The 4,750-nt window shown below is 58.3% G+C and carries 5 protein-coding genes; all 5 read right to left on the reverse strand.

The annotated features are described in order from the left end of the window. A partial coding sequence (locus tag TY09_RS17230; RefSeq protein ID WP_042436937.1) for a DUF5711 family protein occupies positions 1-934 on the reverse strand: 934 nt, incomplete at its 3' end. Then, entirely contained in the window at positions 931-1,686 is a 756-nt protein-coding gene (gene truA / locus TY09_RS17235) for a tRNA pseudouridine(38-40) synthase TruA (RefSeq protein WP_009060829.1), read from the reverse strand. The genes truA and TY09_RS17230, both read right to left, overlap by 4 nt. A gap of 15 nt (positions 1,687-1,701) precedes the next feature. Continuing rightward, positions 1,702-2,514, reverse strand: coding sequence for an energy-coupling factor transporter transmembrane component T family protein (locus TY09_RS17240; RefSeq protein ID WP_042436940.1), 813 nt, complete (start codon positions 2,512-2,514; stop codon positions 1,702-1,704). After that, positions 2,511-3,383, reverse strand: coding sequence for an energy-coupling factor transporter ATPase (locus TY09_RS17245; RefSeq protein ID WP_242841527.1), 873 nt, complete (start codon positions 3,381-3,383; stop codon positions 2,511-2,513). Before TY09_RS17245 ends, TY09_RS17240 begins: the two co-directional genes overlap by 4 nt. A 66-nt stretch (positions 3,384-3,449) precedes the next feature. Beyond that, positions 3,450-4,298: an energy-coupling factor transporter ATPase gene (locus TY09_RS17250; protein WP_081759693.1), complete on the reverse strand. Its 849-nt coding sequence runs from the start codon at positions 4,296-4,298 to the stop codon at positions 3,450-3,452. Positions 4,299-4,750: the final 452 nt, after the last annotated feature.

A 4,750-nucleotide genomic window follows, 5' to 3' on the forward strand; every position in this document is an offset into this window, starting at 1 on the left:
CCGCGCTGCCGAGATAGCTCTGCGAGCCGTAGCTGTAATCCGTTTTCCCGCCGTTTTCTGAAATAATGCTCGTGAGCTGGTCGCCCACCGCAACAATGACGCCGTTCTGCCCGTAGTCGAGCGAAAGCACCAGATTGTCCTGATACACAAGCTGCGACACCGGCTTCGGGCTGCCGAAATCGAACAGGTACACCACGGAGACCATCGCGCCGTTTTTTGCGGCCACCCCGGCCACGGCGGCTCTCGTACCGCTTCGGTTCAAAGCAATATGGGTAATGTAATATTCCGAAAAATCGTAAGTATAAAACGCCTTGCCGTTTTCCCCGTATACCGTCATGCGGGAGTAGTACCCCTGGCTTTCCGTCGCCAGAGCCACACGCCCGTTGCCGGCAATCGCGCCGGCGAGAATTTCCGCGTCGGCAATACGGCGTTCCCCCGCCTTGGAGATACTCTCTACCTGATAGCCCGTACCGCCCAGATTATACACCAGCACGCGCTGGCCCCAGACCTTTGCCACTGGATTTGAAAAGCTGTGCTGGCGGCGCACCAGCTCCTTGGCGGTGGAGTTGAGCACGGTAACCGAGGTATCGCTGACCACTGCCACATTTTTATCCGCGGCAAAAAAATTGCCGGGCGCCACGTTGCGGCCGTTGTCGAGCGCGGCAGGGTAGCCGTCGCCCATTCCCATGCCCACCACCTTTGACTGAATCCACCCGCCGATATTCTGCGGTGACAGGTTGTCGCGGTTGAACCACACGAGCAGGCCCGCCACCGAAATCAGCAAAATCAGAATCACGCGGTACAGCCAGCGGGGCATCTGCGGGAATACGACTCTCTCCCGGCGTTCCCGGGCATTCGGATTTCCCTCGTGGCCCAGCTCCTCCAGATCGCTCTCGTCGTCTACAAAGCGCTTTCCCCTGGTTTTTCGGGTCATCCCATCACTTCCTCATCGTAAAAAACACGGTTCAGGTACAGACCGCCGGGCGGAGCTGTCGGCCCCGCTATGTGGCGGTTGCGTTGCTCCAGAATCTGCGGAATCTGCTCCGGCTCGAATTTTCCCTGGGCCACGCGCAGCAGCGTGCCCGCCATAATGCGTACCATGTGGTACAAAAAGCCGTTTGCTGCCACGGTAAAGCGTACCATGTCTCCCTCGCGGCTCACCTCGGCCTTGGTAACGGTGCGAACCATATTGCCGGCGTCGCGCGCGTCGATCGTGCAGAACGAGGTGAAATCGTGCGTGCCTAAATAATGCGCGGCCGCGCGGTTGAGCTTCTCCAAATCCATGGGGTACCAGTAGTGCAGGGCGTAACCATACAAAAACGGGTCGCGTACCGGGGCGTTCCAGATCTGGTAGACGTACTCCTTGCCCCGGCAGGAATAGCGTGCGTGAAAGTCCATCGGCACTTCGCGGCAGGAAAGCACCGCGACATCCGGCGGCAGAAAATGATTCATTGCGGGCGTAAGCCGCTCGCATGGGATGTTGCGTTCGATCTTCGCGCTGATGCAGAACTGCCGGGCGTGCACGCCGGTATCGGTTCGGCTGCAGGCCTTTACGTCCGGCACACAGCCAACCACCTGAAGCATCGCCTGCTGAAAGACCTCCTGCACCGAAATGGCGTTGTTCTGCACCTGCCACCCGTGGTAGGCAGACCCGTCATAGCTGATGTTGAAAAGAATATTCCGCATGGCGCCTCCCTCCCGTTAAAACAGGCTGGGCAGCAGCATCACGCAAAGCGCCACACCAACGCACGCGGCGGAAGAGACCGCAATCGCCCACCCATCCAGAGTTGTCATATGCAGGCTCTTCATTTTCGTGCGGCCCTCGCCGCCGCGGTAGCAGCGGCACTCCATCGCCATCGCCAGCTCATAAGCACGGCGGAACGACGACACAAACAGCGGAATCAGAATCGGGATCAGCGCTTTGGCCCGCTGGATGGCCCCGCCGCTCTCCATATCGGCTCCGCGCGCCTTCTGCGCGCTCATGATCTTATCGGTTTCCTCCAGCAGCGTCGGCACAAAGCGAAGCGCGATCGTCATCATCATCGCGATCTCGTGCACCTTCACGTGAAAGATCTTCAGCGGCTTCATAATGCGCTCGAGCGCGTCGGTCAGATCGGTCGGGGACGTCGTGAACGTCAGCACCGAGCTGAACAGAATGAGGCTGATAATGCGCACCGCGATAAATATGCAGTTGATCACACCGCCGGTACGAATGGTTAAAAAGCCCCACTGCACCAGAATATCGCCGCTGCCGTAAAACAGGTTCAGCACCGACGTGAGCGCCACTACAATGATCACGGCCTTGAGGCTTTTGAGATACTGGCGCACTGAAATGCCCGAAAGCAGCATGGCGCTCAGCACCATTCCCACCATCAGCAGCATGGCGGGCAGATTATTCGCGATAAAAATGAAAATGATAAAGACAAAGGTCAGTACGATCTTTACGCGGGCATCCATGCGGTGAACAAGGGATTTCCCCGGAAAATACTGGCCGAGCGTAATATCCCGGATCATCGCACGCACCCCCTTTCCCGCAACAGCGGCAGCAAATCGCGCAGCGCCTCGTCCACTGTGAGCGCGCCCTCGTTTACGGGGTAGCCCTTGGCACGCAGCAGACTCATGATTTTTGTGATCTGCGGCACACGTAGGCCCATGTTTTCAAGCTCGCTGCGGCGTGAAAAGACCTGCTGCACGGTGTCGAGCATCGCGGCTTTTCCGCGGTTCATCACCAGCGCTCGGTCCGCCACGCGGGCAATATCCTCCATGCTGTGCGATACCAGCAGCACCGTGTTGCCGCGCTGCTGGTGATAGCTGCGGATTTGGTCAAGCAGCTGGTCGCGTCCCTGCGGGTCCAGCCCCGCGGCGGGCTCGTCCAGAATCAGCACCTCGGGGTCCATGGCGACCACGCCGGCAATCGCCGCACGGCGCTTCTCACCGCCCGAAAGCTCGAACGGGGATTTTTCCAACAGCTCCGTTTTGAGGCCGACGAACTCCGCCGCGCCGAGCGCGCGTTCCTTAATCTCTTCCTCCGAAAGCCCCATGTTGCGCGGGCCAAAGCAAATGTCGCGGAACACGGTTTCTTCAAACAGCTGGTATTCGGGGTACTGGAACACCAACCCTATCTGAAAACGCACCGCGCGGATTTTCTTGGGTTCGGCCCAGATGTCGTTCCCGTTTAACAGCACCTGTCCCGAGGTCGGGCGCATCAGGCCGTTGAGCTGCTGAATCAGCGTCGATTTTCCCGAGCCGGTGTGACCGATCACACCCAGAAACTCTCCCCGGCGAATCGAGATATTTACGTTGTCCACCGCAACCTGCTCCAGTGGGGTGCCCACACCGTACCGGTATGTTAACTCTTTTGTTTCCAATATGACTTCGGACATGCCGTTTTGTTCCTCCGTTTCGCGGATCAACGAATTTCTTGCAGCACTCTAAGCGGTGCAAAAAGTTTATTCGTTCAGCAGCAGCTCCAGGGCGGCCACACATTCCTCTTCGTTCAAAACACCCTCAGGCACGGTACAGCCGGCCTTGCCCAGCCGGTACAGCAGCTCCGTGGCCTGCGGTACGTCCAGACTGTGCTGCCGCAGCAGCTCCACATGAGAGAACACCTCGCGGGGCGCGCCCTCCAGCAGAATTTCACCGCTGTCCATCACGATCACCCGGTCGGCCTGCACGGCCTCGTCCATGTAATGAGTGATGAGCACCACCGTGATGCCGCGCTCGCGGTTTAACCGGCGGATGGTCTCCATAACCTCTGTGCGACCGCGGGGATCGAGCATGGCGGTCGGCTCGTCGAGCACGATGCAGTCCGGCTGCATGGCGATGATTCCCGCGATGGCGACGCGCTGCTTCTGCCCGCCGGAAAGCTTGTGTGCGGAGTGCGAAGCGTATTCCGACATTCCCACGGCTTCCAGCGCCGCGTCTACCCGCTGGCGGATTTCCGCCGGAGGGATGCCCAGATTTTCCGGCCCGAATGCCACATCCTCCTCCACAATGCTGGCCACCAGCTGATTGTCGGGATTTTGCAGCACCAGCCCCACGCGCCGGCGGATTTCATATTTCAGGTTTTCGTCCATCGTGTCCATTCCATCCACATACACCCGCCCGCCGCTGGGCAGCAGCATGGCGTTAAAGTGCTTGGCCATGGTGGATTTTCCCGAACCGTTATGCCCCAAAAGGGCGACGAACTCGCCCTTCCTGATTTTCATGGAAACATCGCGCAGCACCTGCTGCGCCTGCTCCCCTTCTTCCACCGCATCGTAAAAAAACGACACATGTTCCGCCTTGAGATATTCCATATTTGCTCCATTGAAGAAGGACATGCCTTCTTTTCTCGCAATCAATTTCTTAGCTTGCCCCTCGTAACAGGGAAGATAGCTTCTTGTTCTGCCATGTGCAAAAGGTTTTTTTGCGGCCAACCGCAGGATTTCCGCTTGCGCGGGCTTGCCCCTCAGGCCGGGGCCGGCCCTTCCTTTCTTGCGAAAAGAAAGGAAGCAAAGATTCGCCAAAGGACACCTTTGGAATCCGCTTGTCTAACAGTCCCTAACATTGCAAACGACAGCCTCCGAAAAGGCGCTCCATTGAAAATGCCCACTCGCCTAATCAGTGCAGAAAAGCAACTCTCCGCTTCCGTTCGGCGGCGATCCTTTTCAAAGCGCTCTCGTTGGCTCGCAGAGATGCTTTCGGCAGCTTGTCACAAGGTTGTTTCCGCGTGAGAACAGATAGTTTTCTCTGCTTGCCGTTCCGCGAC

The organism is Faecalispora jeddahensis (assembly GCF_000577335.1).
In the GTDB taxonomy this organism is placed as follows: Bacteria; Bacillota; Clostridia; order Oscillospirales; family Acutalibacteraceae; genus Faecalispora; species Faecalispora jeddahensis.